Source organism: Pseudomonas sp. MSSRFD41 (assembly GCF_014230245.1).
Classification (GTDB): domain Bacteria; phylum Pseudomonadota; class Gammaproteobacteria; order Pseudomonadales; family Pseudomonadaceae; genus Aquipseudomonas; species Aquipseudomonas piscis.
In genome coordinates this window covers 189,059-204,952 of the sequence record NZ_JACKZK010000002.1, presented here as the reverse complement: position 1 = coordinate 204,952, position 15,894 = coordinate 189,059, and the positions used below count along the sequence as shown (strand labels likewise).

13 protein-coding genes and 1 pseudogene are annotated in these 15,894 nt (G+C 63.7%); 5 read left to right on the top strand and 9 right to left on the bottom strand.

The genetic code is table 11. The annotated features are described in order from the left end of the window. Window positions 1-108: 108 nt before the first annotated feature. The 6 genes and pseudogenes from aroK to pilM all read right to left on the bottom strand — a co-directional run bounded on the left by aroK (window position 109) and on the right by pilM (window position 4,791). Window positions 109-627 carry a shikimate kinase AroK gene (gene aroK / locus H7A76_RS04625; protein ID WP_185697415.1) on the bottom strand — a complete coding sequence of 173 codons (519 nt, stop codon included), beginning with the start codon at window positions 625-627 and terminating at the stop codon, window positions 109-111. Between the two features lie 4 nt (window positions 628-631). Further along, a pseudogene (locus H7A76_RS04620) lies at window positions 632-1,879 on the bottom strand (type IV pilus secretin PilQ); the annotation flags it as partial. 149 nt (window positions 1,880-2,028) lie between these two features. Then, window positions 2,029-2,550, bottom strand: a complete 522-nt coding sequence (locus H7A76_RS04615) for a pilus assembly protein PilP (RefSeq protein WP_185697414.1) — start codon at window positions 2,548-2,550, stop codon at window positions 2,029-2,031. After that, on the bottom strand, window positions 2,547-3,143 hold the full coding sequence (locus H7A76_RS04610) for a type 4a pilus biogenesis protein PilO (protein ID WP_185697413.1): 597 nt from the start codon (window positions 3,141-3,143) through the stop codon (window positions 2,547-2,549). The genes H7A76_RS04615 and H7A76_RS04610 overlap by 4 nt, the downstream gene beginning before the upstream one ends. Before the next feature lie 23 nt (window positions 3,144-3,166). Next, window positions 3,167-3,733, bottom strand: coding sequence for a PilN domain-containing protein (locus H7A76_RS04605; protein ID WP_185697412.1), 567 nt, complete (start codon window positions 3,731-3,733; stop codon window positions 3,167-3,169). Beyond that, window positions 3,733-4,791: a type IV pilus assembly protein PilM gene (gene pilM / locus H7A76_RS04600; protein WP_185697411.1), complete on the bottom strand. Its 1,059-nt coding sequence runs from the start codon at window positions 4,789-4,791 to the stop codon at window positions 3,733-3,735. Before pilM ends, H7A76_RS04605 begins: the two co-directional genes overlap by 1 nt. 217 nt (window positions 4,792-5,008) lie before the next feature. Between pilM and H7A76_RS04595 the strand changes: the two genes are divergently transcribed. Further along, window positions 5,009-7,441 (top strand): penicillin-binding protein 1A, encoded by a 2,433-nt coding sequence (locus H7A76_RS04595; protein ID WP_409302419.1) that lies wholly within the window; start codon window positions 5,009-5,011, stop codon window positions 7,439-7,441. Window positions 7,442-7,543: 102 nt separating this feature from the next. Here the strand turns inward: H7A76_RS04595 and H7A76_RS04590 are convergent, their stop codons facing one another. The 3 genes from H7A76_RS04590 to rpmE form a co-directional block, all read right to left on the bottom strand. Further along, a complete protein-coding gene (locus tag H7A76_RS04590; protein ID WP_185697409.1) occupies window positions 7,544-8,812 on the bottom strand; it encodes a malic enzyme-like NAD(P)-binding protein in 1,269 nt (422 codons plus the stop codon). 187 nt (window positions 8,813-8,999) lie between these two features. Next, window positions 9,000-9,785: a thermonuclease family protein gene (locus tag H7A76_RS04585; protein WP_185697408.1), complete on the bottom strand. Its 786-nt coding sequence runs from the start codon at window positions 9,783-9,785 to the stop codon at window positions 9,000-9,002. 41 nt (window positions 9,786-9,826) lie between these two features. Further along, window positions 9,827-10,048, bottom strand: a complete 222-nt coding sequence (rpmE, locus tag H7A76_RS04580; RefSeq protein ID WP_011058815.1) for a 50S ribosomal protein L31 — start codon at window positions 10,046-10,048, stop codon at window positions 9,827-9,829. 264 nt (window positions 10,049-10,312) lie between these two features. On the opposite strand from rpmE, the gene H7A76_RS04575 reads away from it, so the two are divergent. The 4 genes from H7A76_RS04575 to hslV all read left to right on the top strand — a co-directional run bounded on the left by H7A76_RS04575 (window position 10,313) and on the right by hslV (window position 15,854). After that, window positions 10,313-12,532, top strand: a complete 2,220-nt coding sequence (locus tag H7A76_RS04575) for a primosomal protein N' (RefSeq protein WP_185697407.1) — start codon at window positions 10,313-10,315, stop codon at window positions 12,530-12,532. A 157-nt stretch (window positions 12,533-12,689) separates the two neighbouring features. Continuing rightward, complete coding sequence (gene argS, locus H7A76_RS04570) at window positions 12,690-14,426, top strand: arginine--tRNA ligase (RefSeq protein ID WP_152899051.1); 1,737 nt, start codon at window positions 12,690-12,692, stop codon at window positions 14,424-14,426. A 1-nt stretch (window position 14,427) separates the two neighbouring features. Next, a complete protein-coding gene (locus H7A76_RS04565) occupies window positions 14,428-15,135 on the top strand; it encodes an SPOR domain-containing protein (RefSeq protein ID WP_022639727.1) in 708 nt (235 codons plus the stop codon). Between the two features lie 188 nt (window positions 15,136-15,323). Next, entirely contained in the window at window positions 15,324-15,854 is a 531-nt protein-coding gene (gene hslV, locus H7A76_RS04560; protein ID WP_007968352.1) for an ATP-dependent protease subunit HslV, read from the top strand. Window positions 15,855-15,894 lie beyond the last annotated feature (40 nt).

Here is a 15,894-nt window from a genome sequence, read left to right as displayed (position 1 = left end):
TTGCTTTGACGATGGGCCTCGCCTGGTCATCTGACGCAGCCCGATAGCTCTGCGCCACACCTTGGCGGTCTGGCGCGACGCCGAGAATAGCGCATTTCGCCCGGCGTATTAACGGGAAGGCAGTTGCTGCAAGCGCTCGAGGATGTCCAGCACCACCAATCGTGGTGGCCGCTCATCGGTTTCCACCACCAGGTCGGCGATTTCCCGATAAAGCGGATCGCGGATCTCCAGCAGATCGCGCAGTGTCTTGGCCGGATCGGCGGTACGCAGCAAGGGGCGGTTGCGATCCCGGGCGGTACGCCCGACCTGCTGTTCCACCGAAGCATGCAAGTAGACTACTCGCCCGCCGGCATACAACGCCCGACGATTGGCCTCGCGCATCACCGCGCCACCACCCGTGGCCAGCACCACGCCATCGGTGTTGCACAGTTCGGCGATCATCGCCTGCTCACGGTCACGAAAACCCGGCTCGCCTTCCTTATCGAAGATCCATGGGATATTCGCGCCTGTACGCAGTTCAATTTCCTTATCGGAATCTTTGAATGGCAGGCGCAGCTCTTTGGCCAGCAAGCGGCCAATGGTGCTTTTTCCAGCCCCCATTGGCCCAACAAGAATCAAATTTCGCACAGCATCAATGACTCGCAGCAATCGCCTGGTTGTTCATGATACGCGGAGTGAGAAACACCAGCAGCTCGGATTTTTTCTCTGACACCACGTCTCGCCGGAAAAGGCGGCCAAGATACGGGACATCGCCCAGAAATGGCACTTTATCTACAACCTTGCTCTGCGTATTGGAAAAAACTCCGCCAATGACAATGGTTTGCCCGTCACGCACCAGAACCTTGGCATTGACTTCGTTCTTGCGAATAGGCGGGACGTCCTGGACCTTGTTCAGGTAGTCCGGCTCGTCCTTGGTGACCTTGACGTCCATGACCACCCGGTCGTCCGGGGTGATCTGCGGGGTAACTTCCAGGGACAGCGAAGCCTCCTTGAACGAAACCGAGGTCGCACCGCTGGAACTGGCCTCCTGGTAGGGAATCTCGGTGCCCTTGAGGATCCTGGCGGTCTCCTTATCGGAAGTGACCACTTTAGGCTGGGAGATGATTTCGCCGTTGCCGCTCTTCTCCATGGCGGTCAGTTCCAGATCCAACAGCAGGTTGTCGGAGATATAGGCGATGTCCATGCCCGAAGTCCGGCCGACGATACCCAGGTCGACGAACGGCGAGTCGCTGCCGCCGCCAACACCGCGGGTCGGAGAACCGCCGGCACCGGACAGCTTCCAGTTCCCTCTGCTCTGCAACGCGCCACCCCAACGTGCACCCAAGCCCTTGTCATAGTCGACGTTGGCTTCGACGATGCGCGCCTCGATCATGACCTGGCGTACCGGGACGTCCAGTTGGGCGACGATGCGTCGCAACTCGTCGAGGCGCTCCTGGTTCTGGTAGGCGATGATATTGTTGGTGCGCTCATCGACACTGATGGACCCACGCTCGCCAATCCGCTCCTCGCTGCCGGTCACTGACTGGAACAGCCTGGCGATGTCGGCGGCCCTGGCGTAGTTGACCTGCAATAGCTCCCGGCGCAGGGGCGCCAGATCCTCCAACTGCTTTTGCGATTCCAATTCCTGCAACTCACGGGCGGAGATCTCTTCGGCCGGAGCCACCAACAACACGTTACCGACCCGGCGCTGGTCCAGGCCCTTGGTCTTGAGCACCAGGTCCAGGGCCTGATCCCAGGGCACGCCTTTCAGGCGCAGGGTGATGCTGCCCTGCACCGTATCGCTGGCCACCAGGTTCAGCCCCGTGAAATCGGCGATCAACTGCAGCACCGATCTCACCTCGATATCCTGGAAATTCAACGACAGCTTATCGCCACCATAGACTGGGCTCCCGGTCGCTGGCCTGGCATCGACCAACTGGCGCCCATTGGCAGACCCGGGCTCGCCAGCGCTCACCCAGGGCGCCAGCAACATTATCCACAGCACTACACCACAGGCAGGCACAGCCCTGTTCATCATCCTGACTCCATTCAAGAATGGCTCTTCAGTACCAGAGTCCGTGGTCGCTCCAGCCAGCTTCCCGAGCCGTCGGGTACGATTTCCAGCACCTTCACCCATGATTCGTCGATGGCCACGATCCGTCCTTGATCGCGCCCCAGGTAGTCGCCTACCCGCAGCCGATGTACCGCATCGCCTGCACGCAGCAGGACAAAGCTCCCGGCATTACCGGACAAGGTCCCGACCATTTGCAGTTGCTCGATATCGAAAGCCTCGAGCGGCCCACGAACCCGATCAGGCTCGGGCCCACCGGCTGTCGACCTTCGACCGGCGAGCGAGGTGGCCAGCGGCGCCTGGAAGGGACTGCGCAGCGCGCCGGCACCGTAGCCGAGCGCCGGGAAAGCACGAATGGCCGGGGCCGGTTCGATCCGGATCGCTGCCTGTTCCCGCAGGGTTTCCAGGTAGGCATCCAGATCGGAAAATCCAGCGTCTGGGCCACATCCCAGCAGACCCGCCCAGATCGCACCAGGCAACAGCCAGCGAACGCCCCTCACGAGTTCGTCTCCGGATCTTCGTATCTGTAGGTCCGCGCCTCCAGCTGCATTCTCAAACGCACCGGATCGGCGGCATCCACCGGTCCGATACGGATATCGTGCAAGGTGAGGAACCGTGGCAGGGCCGCAAGGCCGCCGACGAAAATCGCCAGATCGTGATAGGCACCGGTGACCGTGAGCTGGATCGGCAACTGAACCAGGAATTTCCAGGGTTGCTCCGGCTGCGGCCGGATTTCCTCGAAATCCAGGCCGACATCCACTCCCAGTCGGCTGATGTCCTCCAACAAGCCCGGAGTCTCTGCGCTACCGGGAAACAGTTGCAGCCAACGCTGAAACTCACCCTGCATGAACAGCAGTTGCTGGCGATAAGCTTCCAGGCCTGCCCCGTCACGGACTTTACCTGCGACCTGTTCCCTGAGCCGGGCTTCCGTGTACCGCAACTGCTCCACCCGCTCCAGCCCTGCTTCCAGATAAAAGCCGTGGCCCGCCAGCAACACCACCAGAAGGAGCAGAATCGCCAGTAACGCCCTGAGCGGTCCCGGCCAGTCGGCAGGGCTGTCAGATGCCAGCGCCCGCAGGCCGGTGTAACGCATACGATCCCACCATGGCCAAGGGCTCACGGCCCCGGATCCATCGATGACACCGGTACTTGCTGCACCTTGAGCCGAAACCGGTTGGACAAGCCCGCCTCCCCGTCCGCGGCATGCCGGACCTCACCCAGCTCAGGGAGAGCAAATCCCTCGGCGAACTGCAGGTTGCGCAGCAACTCGGAAACCCGCTCGTTGGATTCGGCTGCGCCACTGATATCCAGGCTCCGCCCCCGTTGCTCGACCTCGGTGAGATAAACGCCATCAGGCAAGCTACGGGCCAGTTGCTCGAATATCTGCACTCCGGACGAACGGCTGCCCTGCAATTCCTCGATGCTCTTCATGCGTTCGAGAAGTTCCTGGCGCTGCGACTTGAGCTGGTGAAGGCTGGCGATCCGATCATCCTGACTTGCCACCACCTGCTGCAGATACTGGTTACGCAGATGCAACCGCTCGACCACCCGGGAGATATAGGCGTCCGCCAGCAGGATCACCGCGACACCCGACACTAGCGTCGCCACCAGCACCTGGAAGAACCGACGACGACGCAGTTCCCGCGAAGCTTCACGCCAGGGCAGCAGGTTGATCCGGGACATCAGCGCACTCCTCTCAAGGCCAGGCCGCAGGCAAGCAGCAAGCTCGGCGCCTGGTCAGCGAGCCCCCGGGCATCCACCCCGGCACCGCTGGACATGTCACGAAAAGGGTTGGCGATACAGGTAACCACAGCCAGGGACTGCTCCACGCACTGCGCCAGGCCATGCAGGCGGCTGGCGCTTCCTGCCAGCAGCAACAGGTCCACCTGGCGCCGCTGGGATGAGCCGGCGAACTCTTGTAACGAACGGGCCGCCTGCTGCACAAGCTCCTCCTCGAAAGCATGCAGTACCTCGCCAATGCAGTCTTGGGGCAAACGCTCCTGGCGCTGGGCCAGCAATACCTCCTCCAACGTCAGCCCATGTCCTTGCAGATCATCCAAGAGTCGTCGGCTACCGAACGGCTGCTCATGGCCATGGATGACTCGTTGCCCTTGCATCACGTTGAAGGTGCTGCGATCCAGACCGATGTCGAACAGTGCCAGGGTCGCCTGGGGCGCGAGGGACTGGCTGCTGCCCAGCAGCGCCAGGCAACGCTCCAGGGCCAGGGGCTGGGTTTCCACCACCTCGGCACTGAGATCGGCCAGGACCAGTGCCGAGACCAGGGATTCGACATGCTCGTTGTGGCATGCCACCAGCAGCACCTGGTTGCGTTGCGGGCTACCAGGCACCGGTCCTTGCACCTCGAAATCGATGGCCACGTCTTCCAACGGGTAGGGGATGTACTGCTCGGCCTCCAGGGCGACCTGGTCTTCCAGCTCCTGCTCCGATAGCCCCACCGGCATCTCGATCAGCTTGCTGATCACCGCTTCGCCAGGTAGCGCCACCGCGACGTTGCGCAGGCCGGTACCGCTTTTTAGCCGAACGCGGGACAACGTCTGGGCCAGCGCCTCGGGATCGACGATCAAGCGTTCCTGCAGCACCCCAGGCGGCAGGGTTTCCCGGGCATAGGCCTCGACCCGGTAGCCCGGGCCCTGGCGACTCAAGGCCAGGAGCGTGACCGCTGTCGACTGGATATCGATTCCCACCAGGGAACCCGGCTTTCTGCCGAATACTCCAAGCACGTCCAATTCCTTATGACTATCCGTAACTTACGGATTCCTTATGCCGCAGTGCGCTCGATCGTCGCATCTTGACAGACGGTCAAATGACGCTCTGGGCGGAAAATGCTTATAATGCCCGCGTTTTTTTCTGCGGTTACCCGCTGCGTAGGTCGGTCCTGATGACCGTGCATGCCCCGACGCCTAATTCATTCCTTTCTCTGGAAATCCAAAAGCCTTGATTCGTCTGCTGAAGTTTTTCGGGTGGTCCATCGTAGCGGCATTCTGCGGGCTGCTCCTCGCCCTCTCCGGTGCGTTTCTCTATCTTAGTCCTGGCTTGCCTTCGGTAGAGGCCCTGAGAAGCATCCAGTTGCAGATTCCGCTGCGGGTGTACAGCAGCGACGGCAAGTTGATCGCGGAATTCGGCGAGATGCGCCGTACTCCGATCCGTTTCGCCGACATTCCCCCCAACTTCATCAATGCGTTACTAAGTGCTGAAGACGACAACTTCGCTAACCATTACGGGGTTGATCCCAGCAGCCTGATGCGGGCCGCGACCCAATTGGTCAAGAGCGGGCATATCCAGTCCGGCGGCAGCACCATCACCATGCAGGTAGCGAAGAACTTCTTCCTCACCAGTGAACGCAGCTTCTCGCGCAAGACCACGGAAATCCTCCTGGCCCTGCAAATAGAGCGGCAGTTGACCAAGGACGAGATCCTCGAGCTCTACGTCAACAAGATCTACCTGGGCAACCGCGCCTATGGCATCGAGGCGGCAGCCCAGGTGTACTACGGCAAATCCATCCGGGAAGTGAGCCTGGCGCAGATGGCGATGATCGCCGGCCTGCCCAAGGCGCCTTCACGCTTCAATCCCCTGGCCAACCCGGCGCGCAGCAAGGAGCGCCGCGACTGGATCCTGGGGCGCATGTACAAGCTGGGCAAGATCAGCGAAGCGGACTACACCGAGGCGGTCAACGAACCGCTCAACGCCAGCTATCACGTTCCGACTCCGGAGGTTAATGCCCCCTACATCGCGGAAATGGCCCGGGCCGAAATGGTCGGACGCTATGGCAGCGACGCCTATACCGAGGGTTTCCGGGTCACCACCACGGTGCCCAGCGACCTGCAGGAAATGGCCAACACCGCCGTTCATGAAGGGCTGATGACCTACGACCAGCGCCACGGCTACCGTGGGCCGGAATCGCGCCTGCCCGGCAAGACCCAGGCCGCCTGGGCCAACGAGCTGACCAAGCAGCGGAGCATCAGCGGCCTGGAGCCGGCGATCGTTACCCAGGTCGAGAAGAACGGTATCCAGGTGCTGACGCGCAACGGCCAGGAACATGTGGCCTGGGACACCATGAAATGGGCCCGGCCGTTCCTCAACACCAATAGCATGGGCGCCGTTCCGCGCCAGCCGGCGGACGTAGCCCAGGTCGGCGACCTGGTACGAGTACAGCGCCAGGCGGACGACTCGCTGAAGTTCAGCCAGATCCCGGTCGCCCAGGGCGCCCTGGTGACCCTGGACCCGCAAAACGGCGCGATCCGTGCCCTGGTCGGGGGCTTCGCCTTCGAGCAGAGCAACTACAACCGTGCGATGCAGGCCAAGCGCCAGCCCGGTTCCAGCTTCAAGCCTTTCATCTACAGCGCCGCCCTGGACAATGGCTACACACCTGCCAGCCTGGTGAACGACGCGCCGATCGTGTTCGTCGACGAGTACCTGGACAAGGTCTGGCGGCCAAAGAACGACACCAACACCTTCCTCGGCCCGATCCGCATGCGTGAGGCGCTGTACAAGTCGCGCAACCTGGTGTCGATCCGCCTGCTGCAAAGCATGGGCGTGGACCGCACCATCGACTACATCAGCAAGTTCGGCTTCAACAAGCAGGACCTGCCGCGCAACCTGTCCCTGGCCCTGGGCACCGCGACCCTGACGCCGATGGAGATCGCTACTGGCTGGAGCACCTTTGCCAACGGCGGCTACAAGATCGCGCCCTACATCATCGACAAGATCGAAAGCCGCAACGGCGAGCTGCTGTTCAGCGCCAACCCGCCCAGCGTCCCCAATGGCGACACCGCCAGCAGCGGCATCGCCGCGCCGGAGCACAACTTCACGATCAATACCCTGGCCGGCGAGAGTCCACAGCAACCGGCAGTGCAAGCCCCGGCCGTGGCCGAACGAGTGATCGACGGACGCACCGCCTACATCCTCAACAGCATGCTCGAGGACGTGATCAAGCTGGGCACCGGCCGCCGCGCCCTGGCCCTGGGCCGTTCGGACCTGGCCGGCAAGACCGGTACCACCAACGAATCCAAGGATGCCTGGTTCTCTGGCTACAACGCCGACTACGTGACCACCGTCTGGACCGGCTTCGATCAACCCGAGAGCCTGGGACGTCGCGAGTACGGCGGCACCGTGGCCCTGCCGATCTGGATGAACTTCATGGGCGCGGCCCTCAAGGGCAAGCCGCCGCATACCCTGGCCGAGCCGGAAGGCATCCTCAGCCTGCGGGTCGATCCGGTCAGCGGCCGCGCAGCCGCTCCGGGCACGCCGAACGCCTACTTCGAGCTGTTCAAGAGCGAGGACACCCCGCCCTCGGTCAACGAACTGGGCAATGGTGTCGCTCCTGGCAGCCCGCTGCCTGCGGACGAAGCGGCACCGATCGACCTGTTCTAGAACAGCAGCGCAAGCTACAAGCCTCAAGCGATACAGCTTGAGGCTTGAAACTTCCCCATAAAAAAACCCGGCTCGATGGCCAGGTTTTTTTATGGGCTGCGATTAGCCGTTGAACACGTCGTTCACGCTTTTCAGCGGGTAGTTCTTCGGATATGGCAGGGTAGCTACACCAGTCTCGATGGCGGCCTTGGCCACGGCATCGGAGATCACGGTGATCAGGCGGGCATCCATCGGCTTCGGAATGATGTATTCACGGCCGTATTCCAGCTTGATGCCGCCGTAGGCGTCGCAGACTTCCTGCGGCACCGGCAGCTTGGCCAGTTCGCGCAGGGCATTGGCGGCGGCGATCTTCATCTCTTCGTTGATGCGCTTGGCGCGAACGTCCAGGGCGCCACGGAAGATGAACGGGAAGCCCAGTACGTTGTTCACCTGGTTCGGGTAGTCCGAACGGCCGGTGGCCATGATCACGTCGTCGCGGGTGGCGTGGGCCAGTTCCGGGGCGATCTCTGGATCAGGGTTGGAGCAGGCGAACACAATCGGGTTCGGCGCCATGGACTTCAGGCCTTCAGGGCTCAGCAGGTTCGGGCCGGACAGGCCCACGAACACGTCGGCACCTTGCAGGGCGTCAGTCAGGGTGCGCTTGTCGGTAGCGTGGGCGAACACCGCCTTGTACTGGTTCAGGTCGTCACGGCCGGAGTGGATCACACCGGTACGGTCGACCATGAAGATGTTCTCGATCTGCGCGCCCATGCTTACCAGCAGCTTCATGCAAGAGATGGCGGCAGCGCCGGCGCCCAGGCAGACGATCTTGGCTTCGCCCAGGGTCTTGCCGGCGATTTCCAGGGCATTGATCATGCCGGCCGCGGTCACGATGGCGGTACCGTGCTGGTCATCATGGAATACCGGGATATCGCACTGTTCGATCAGGGCGCGCTCGATCTCGAAGCACTCCGGCGCCTTGATGTCTTCCAGGTTGATACCGCCGAAGGTGATGGAGATGCGCTTGACGGTGTCGATGAAGGCTTGCGGGCTTTCGGCATCGACCTCGATGTCGAACACATCGATACCGGCGAAACGCTTGAACAGCACGCCCTTGCCTTCCATCACCGGCTTGGAGGCCAGCGGACCGAGGTTACCCAGGCCGAGAATAGCGGTGCCATCGGAAATGACGGCAACCAGGTTGCCTTTGCCGGTGTACTTGTAGGCCAGTTCCGGATCGCGAGCGATCTCACGTACCGGCTCGGCTACGCCAGGGCTGTAGGCCAGCGCCAGGTCGCGAGCGGTAGCAGTGGCCTTGGTGAGCTCGACACTCAGCTTCCCTGGGCGAGGATTGGCATGATATTCGAGAGCGGCAGTTTTCAAATCAGACATGTGGGCATTCCGCTTTTACTGTTGGACAGACGGATCGCCGAGGATACCCGTGTCGCATAGTCCCCACAAGACTGCCCAGTCACCCCTGTCAAGGCCCGTAGCCTAAGACTTTGGGCCAAGAGCCGCAGCCCACAAGGCTTTCAACTGTTCACAATTCAATTGAAAAATGTCTACAATTTTTGCGACTTCAGGGAATCCTGAGCATCGAGGGGTCCTTCAGCGAGATCATCCAGCGCGCACCGGCAGACCGGGAGGCGCCCTGGCGACGTCGCTCCACCACCCAGCCACGAGCCTCGACCCGCCGCCCCACAAGGCGCTTGAGCCGCCCAGGGGCGAAGCCGTCCCGGATATTGGGGGCAATGCGCAATACAACCGAGCCGTGCAATGTGATCCAAACCCCACTGCGATTGTGCTCCATCTTGCTTACCCGCCCAGAGAGCAAGGCAAACCCCGGGGCACGGATCTGCTCCGCTTTCAGTACAGGCGACTGCCGCCATAACCCAAGCCGGGCCCGACGCGCGTGGTCTTCGGCGGCCTGTTGGCAGGCGACCAGTGCGACATTCGGTGCCAGGGCAATGCGATAGGCGAGCCCCTCGGCGATCAACCGGGACTCGAAATTGAGGCCACTGGCCCCATAGACGTGAGCCAGGGTCCGGCCATAGCGATCATGCCGCTCGCGCCCGAGGACCAGGCCGACCCGCCCACCGCTCTGCGCCACCAGTTGTTCCAGGCGCCGACGCGCCGCTATCGCCAGCGGCTCGGCCTTGCGCCCGCCCCTGGCCAGTTCCGGCGCGTTGAGACCGATCATGCGTACGCTGCGGCCGTCCTTGAGGCGCAGGGTGTCGCCATCCACCACCCGCAGCACGCTAGCGGGAACCACGGTCGCCGGCACGGGTGCCGGGCAGAATGCCTGGGCAGCTGTCAGCCAAATCGCAGACACAAAAAAGGCGCCCACCAGGGACGCCTTTTTCATCAGCGAGGAAAGTCGGTACCGGCTTTCCAGAACGATCAGCCTCAGGCCTTTTTCGTTGCGCCGAAAGCACCGAAGCGCGACTTGAACTTGTCGACACGACCGCCAACGTCCAGAGTCTTCTGCTTACCGGTGTAGAACGGGTGGCACTCGTTGCACACGTCCAGGCTCAGAGGCTTGGCCAGAGTGGAGCGAGTTTCGATGACGTTACCGCAGCTGCAAGTAGCGGTAATGGCTTCGTATACTGGATGGATATCGGCTTTCATGATGAATTCCTCAGGCTAGCGTGCCGCCACCCAACACTATTGTTGAATACCGCACGAATTAGGGCGCGGATTCTACCAGACCCAAGCAATCGCGCAAGGGACCCGCATACCCCCCCATCAGAAAAAATCCTCGGGAACTTGACAGGCCCGCTCTCGCCCTGACCGGCCCTCCCCGGCCCGCCCACACGCTTGTGCAGGACACTCCACCGCTCGTCTGTTAGGCTCCGGCACCTATCCACTGCCTGTCCTGTGAGACTCCCCCGCGTGCCCGACGCCATCCTGCGCCTCGCCCTGCCTTCGCCCCTGCGCCGCCTGTTCGACTATCGTGCCCCGGCCGGCGTGCTGCGCGCCCAGCTGCAGCCGGGCATGCGCCTGCGGGTGCCGTTCGGCCGTCGCGAGATGATCGGCATCCTGGTCCAGGTGGCCGATCACAGCGAGGTGCCGGCGGACAAGCTCAAGCCGGCCCTGGCCCTGCTCGATCCCACGCCGCCGCTGCCGGCGGCCTTGTTCAAGCTGTGCCTGTGGACCGCCCAGTACTACCAGCACAGCCTGGGGGATACCCTGAGCTGGGCGCTGCCGGTGCTGCTGCGCCAGGGCGAACCGGCCGAGGCCCGCCAGGAGCGCTTCTGGTCGATCGTTCCCGGGGCCCGCCTTGACGATCCGCGCATCGCCCGCGCCCCACGCCAGCGCGACGCCCTAGCGACCCTGGCCCAGCACCCCCACGGCGTGCCCCATGGGCTGCTGAGCAAGTTGATGCTGAACAAGGACAGCCTGGACCTGCTGCTGGCCAAGGAACTGGTCCGGGTGGAAGTGCGCAGGCATGCCCCCGGGGCTCGCCACGAACACTGGCTGGCCCAGCCGGAACTGCCGCTCAACAGCGAACAACGCGCCGCCTACGAGGCCATCCGCGCCGGATTCGACAGCTACCATGCCTTTCTCCTGGCTGGGGTCACCGGCAGCGGCAAGACCGAGGTCTACCTGCAGCTGATCCGCGAAACCCTCGAAGCTGGCAAGCAGGCCCTGGTGCTGATCCCGGAGATCAACCTCGGCCCCCAGACCCTGGCGCGCTTCGAACAGCGCTTCAATGCGCGCATCGCCCTGCTGCACTCGGCGGTCAACGACCGCGAACGCCTGGACGCCTGGCTGGCCGCCCGGGACGGCGAGGCCGACATCATCATCGGCACCCGTTCCGCGCTGTTCACGCCGATGAAGAATCCCGGCCTGATCATCATCGACGAGGAACACGACGGCTCCTATAAACAGCAGGAGGGCCTGCGCTACCACGCCCGCGACCTGGCCCTGGTCCGCGCCCGCCAGGAAGACATCCCGATCGTCCTGGGTTCGGCCACCCCTTCCCTGGAAAGCCTGCACAACGCCTACACCGGGCGCTATGGCCTGCTGCGCATGACCGAACGGGCCGGCGGCGCCAAGCCGCCGCGCTTCCTGCGCCTGGACGTCAAGAGCCGGCCCCTGGACAGCGGCATCTCCGGGCCCATGCAGCAGGCCATCGGCCAGACCCTGGCCGCCGGACAACAGGTGCTGGTGTTCCTCAATCGCCGCGGCTTCGCCCCGACGCTGCTGTGCCATGACTGCGGCTGGATGTCCGAATGCGAGCGCTGCGATGCCCGCATGACCGTGCACCAACGCTCGGGCGAACTGCGTTGCCATCACTGCGGCCATGTGGAACGAGTACCCCGGCATTGCCCGCAGTGCGGCAAGGTCGACCTGCGGCCAGTGGGCGCCGGCACCGAACGAGCCGAGGAGCGCCTGGGCATCCTGTTCCCCGACTACCCGGTCCTGCGGGTGGACCGTGACAGTACCTCGCGCAAGGACGCAATGAACCAGCTGTTCGCCACCATCCAGAAGGGCCAGCCGTGCATCCTGGTGGGCACGCAGATGCTAGCCAAGGGGCATCACTTCCCCCGGGTGACCCTGGTAGCGATCCTGGATGCCGATGGCGGCCTGTTTTCCGGAGACTTTCGCGCCAGCGAACGCATGGCGCAACTGATCGTCCAGGTGGCCGGCCGCGCAGGCCGCGCCGAGGAACCGGGCAAGGTGATCATCCAGACGCACCTGGCCGATCACCCGCTGCTGGTGCAGCTGACCGAGCAAGGCTACTTCGCTTTCGCCGAACAAGCCCTGAGCGAACGACGCGCCGCCGGCCTGCCGCCCTTCGCCCACCTGGCGCTGCTACGGGCCGAAGCCCACAAGCCGGGCCAGGCCGAAGCCTTCCTCGACGAAGCCTGCAGCGAGGCCGAGCGCCTGCTGGCCGAACAACAGTCGGCGGGCATCGAATTGTTGGGACCGGTGCCCGCGCCCATGGAGCGCCGGGCCGGACGCTATCGAGCGCAATTGCTGCTGCAGGCCAATGCCCGGGCACCGCTGCACCGCCTGCTCAGCAACTGGCTGCTGGTGCTGGAGCAGATGCCCAGCGGCCGGCAGGTTCGCTGGTCGCTGGATGTGGACCCGGTCGACCTGTATTGAGCGGCCGCCCCCGGTTGCAAGCTGTAAGTAGCGAGCCACCGGCCCGCTTGCCGCTCACCCCCCAAAGGTTGGCAACCTGCCCCCGGCAACGGATAATGCCCAGTTTTTCCACCTGCGCACCGAAGCGCCGCCGCGCCAGCGGTCGAAAGAGAAGACCATGAAAGACACCATTCGCCAGCTCATCCAGCAAGCCATCACCCAACTCGTCGCCGAAGGTGTGTTGCCCGAAGGCCTGGCGCCGGCGATCCAGGTCGAGAACACCCGCGACAAGACCCATGGCGACTTCGCCAGCAACATCGCCATGATGCTGGCCAAGCCAGCCGGCATGAAACCGCGCGACCTGGCGGAAAAGATCATCGCCGCCCTGCCGGCCGACGAGAACCTGAGCAAGGCGGAAATCGCCGGCCCGGGCTTCATCAACTTCTTCCAGAACACCCAGGCCCTGGCCGCGCGCCTGGACGCCGCGCTCGATGACGCCCACCTGAACGTGCGCAAGGCCGGCCCGGCGCAACGCACCGTGATCGACATGTCGGCGCCCAACCTGGCCAAGGAAATGCACGTTGGCCACCTGCGCTCCACCATCATCGGCGACGGCGTGGCACGGGTCCTGGAATTCCTCGGCGACACCGTGATCCGCCAGAACCACGTGGGCGACTGGGGTACCCAGTTCGGCATGCTGATGGCCTACCTGGAAGAGAACCCCATCACCAGCGACGAGCTGTCGGACCTGGAGAACTTCTACCGCGCCGCCAAGCAACGCTTCGACGAGTCCGAGGCCTTCGCCGACCGCGCCCGGAGCCTGGTGGTCAAGCTGCAGGCCGGCGACCCGGACTGCCTGGCCCTGTGGACCAAGTTCAAGGACATTTCGCTGTCCCACTGCCAGAAGATCTACGAGCTGCTCAACGTCAAGCTGACCATGGCCGACGTGATGGGCGAGAGCGCCTACAACGATGACCTGATCAACGTGGTCAACGACCTCAAGGCCCAGGGCATGCTGGTGGAGAGCAATGGCGCGCAGTGCGTGTTCCTCGACGAGTTCAAGAATGCCGAGGGCGAGCCGCTGCCAGTGATCATCGTCAAGGCCGGCGGCGGCTACCTGTACGCCACCACCGACCTGGCCGCCGTGCGCTACCGCAGCGGCAAGCTCAAGGCCGACCGCGCCCTGTACTTCGTCGACCAGCGCCAGGCCCTGCACTTCCAGCAAGTGTTCGCGGTGGCCCACAAGGCCGGCTTCGTCACTCATCCGATGGACATGGAGCACATGGGCTTCGGCACCATGAACGGCGCCGACGGCCGTCCGTTCAAGACCCGTGACGGCGGCACCGTGAAGCTGATCGACCTGCTGACCGAAGCCGAGGAGCGGGCCTACGCCCTGGTGAAGGAAAAGAACCCGCAGTTGCCGGAAGCCGACCTGCGGCGCATCGCCAAGGTGGTGGGCATCGACTCGGTGAAGTACGCCGACCTGTCCAAGCACCGCACCAGCGACTACAGCTTCAACTTCGACCTGATGCTCAACTTCGAAGGCAACACCGCGCCCTACCTGCTGTACGCCTACACCCGCGCTGCCGGCGTGTTCCGCAAGCTGGGCAAGGACTTCAGCCAGGTCCAGGGCAAGATCGAGCTGCACGCCGCCCAGGAGCTGGAGCTGGCAGCGCGCCTGGCGCAGTTTGGCGAGATCCTCAACAACGTCGCCGAAAAAGGCACCCCACACGTGCTGTGCAGCTACCTGTACGATGTGGCCGGGCTGTTCTCCAGCTTCTACGAAAACTGCCCGATCCTGGCAGCCGAGACTCCCGAGCAGATGAATAGCCGCCTGCGCCTGACCGAGCTGACCCGGCGCACCCTCAAGCAAGGTCTGGAACTGCTGGGCCTCGAAGTCCTGGAGCAAATGTAAGTTGGCTGCCAAGAAAAAACCTGCACCCAAGCGTGGCGCCAGTCGTTACCAGCCCCCGGCCAAGAAGCCGATCCCGGGCTGGCTGTGGCTGGCCATCGGCCTGACCATCGGCGCCTTCATCGTGTTCCTGATGAAGCTCGAGCCAGGCAAGGGCGGCGACAGCGTCAAGCGCGAGAAGATCGAACAGCAGAAGGCCAGCAAGATCGCCGAGGCCAACAAGACACCGCCCAGCCCGCAGCAACCGGTGAAGCCCAAGTACGACTTCTACACCCTGCTGCCGGAATCGGAGGTCATTGTGCCGCCGGAAGCCGTGCCGGAAAAAACCCTGCCGACGCCACAGGTACCACCGGTGCCGACCACTCCGGTGACACCAGCGGAAGCCGCGAAGATCGACACCGCCCGGGCCCAGGCGGCCCTGGCCGGCATCACCCCGCCACCTGCGCCACCGGTGGCCAAGGCCGCGCCGGTGACCAAGTTCTTCCTCCAGGCCGGATCGTTCCGCAAGGAAGCCGATGCCGACAAGGTCCGTGCGCAGATCATCCTGCTGGGCCAGTCGGTGTCGGTCGAATCCGGCACGGTGAAGGACGAGACCTGGTACCGGGTGCTGGTCGGCCCGTTCAGCAATCGCGAGCAACTGACCGTGGCCCAGAAACAGCTGGCCGGTGCCGGCTTCAGCAACCTGCTGTTGCAACAACGCCAGAACCGCTGACGCCCTCGCCGTATCCGGGCCATCCTGCCCTCTTTTGTGCGCTTGTCGCGCCAAAAGAGGGCGCGCCCTCCCTCCCGCCGTCACCAAGCCACTCGTCTCTCTGCCGCCCCGGCAGTTGAAAAAGCTCTCACCACCCCCATATGAGTTTCCATCTGGGCACTTTCGCCCCGCTGCGTGGAGACTTTCCCTTGACCACCATCGTTTCAGTCCGCCGCCACGGCAAAGTCGTCATGGGCGGCGACGGCCAGGTTTCCCTTGGCAACACCGTGATGAAAGGCAATGCGAAAAAAGTTCGCCGCCTGTATCACGGCCAGGTCATTGCCGGTTTCGCCGGGGCCACCGCCGACGCCTTCACCCTGTTCGAGCGTTTCGAAGGCCAGCTGGAAAAACACCAGGGCCACCTGATCCGCGCCGCCGTCGAGCTGGCCAAGGAGTGGCGTACCGATCGCTCCCTGAGCCGCCTGGAGGCCATGCTGGCCGTGGCCAACAAGGATGCCTCGCTGATCATCACCGGCAACGGCGACGTGGTCGAACCCGAGGACGGCCTGATCGCCATGGGTTCCGGTGGCGCCTACGCCCAGGCCGCGGCCAGCGCATTGCTGAAGAAGACCGACCTGTCGGCTCGCGAGATCGTCGAGACCGCCCTGGGCATCGCCGGCGATATCTGTGTATTCACCAACCACACTCAAACCATCGAGGAGCAGGATCTCGCGGAATAAGCCTGTTCCGGCCCGGACCTGCCGCCAGGCGGCAGGCTCC

Bases quoted from the DNA above. Each gene is read 5' to 3' on its own strand.
- H7A76_RS04610 (WP_185697413.1), bottom strand. From the start codon at position 3,143: ATGCGTTACACCGGCCTGCGGGCGCTGGCATCTGACAGCCCTGCCGAC.
- H7A76_RS04585 (WP_185697408.1), bottom strand. From the start codon at position 9,785: ATGAAAAAGGCGTCCCTGGTGGGCGCCTTTTTTGTGTCTGCGATTTGG.
- H7A76_RS04590 (WP_185697409.1), bottom strand. From the start codon at position 8,812: ATGTCTGATTTGAAAACTGCCGCTCTCGAATATCATGCCAATCCTCGC.
- H7A76_RS04605 (WP_185697412.1), bottom strand. From the start codon at position 3,733: ATGTCCCGGATCAACCTGCTGCCCTGGCGTGAAGCTTCGCGGGAACTG.
- rpmE (WP_011058815.1), bottom strand. From the start codon at position 10,048: ATGAAAGCCGATATCCATCCAGTATACGAAGCCATTACCGCTACTTGC.
- argS (WP_152899051.1), top strand. From the start codon at position 12,690: ATGAAAGACACCATTCGCCAGCTCATCCAGCAAGCCATCACCCAACTC.